The 452-nt window shown below is 67.0% G+C and carries 1 protein-coding gene; it reads right to left on the bottom strand.

The annotated features are described in order from the left end of the window. Positions 1 to 353 (bottom strand): contractile injection system protein, VgrG/Pvc8 family (locus HMPREF2924_RS03935; protein WP_049311576.1); only part of this gene is annotated, 353 nt, incomplete at its 3' end. Between the last annotated feature and the right edge of the window lie 99 nt (positions 354 to 452).

Here is a 452-nt window from a genome sequence, read left to right as displayed (position 1 = left end):
ACGATCTGCGGCACCGTGAGGTGCTGGAAGATGCGCTGGTTGGTGCGTTGGGCGAGGTAGGCCAGTTGCGGGACGAGGGTGATGCGGTAGCGGGTCAGGCGCTTGCCCGAGTCGCCCTGTCCGGCGCTGCGCACCAGGCCGTGGATACCGTTGCCGGCGGGCCCGAGGGTAAGGAAGGCGGGTTTGTGCAGCAGGCTTTCGAGGTCCGGCACGGGGCGTTCGCCGACCAGCTCCAGGTCGAAGGCGAACGGCTGGCTGATGGCTTCGCGGCCGCTGAAGGAGAGCACCTGCAGGTCGAGGGCGAGGCCGTCGATGGCGAGGCTGAAATGGGTCTGGTTGGCTGCTGCGAACATCCGTTGTCCCTCACTGGCGCAGGCGACCGATTCGATTGTCCTGCCTGGCGCGGGCGAGACAAGGGCGCGCAGGCTCGATCGGAAGCTGCCTACAACAAA

It is taken from the genome of Pseudomonas sp. HMSC063H08, assembly GCF_001813645.1.
Lineage (GTDB): Bacteria > Pseudomonadota > Gammaproteobacteria > Pseudomonadales > Pseudomonadaceae > Pseudomonas > Pseudomonas aeruginosa.
This window is presented reverse-complemented; position numbering and strand designations above follow the sequence as displayed.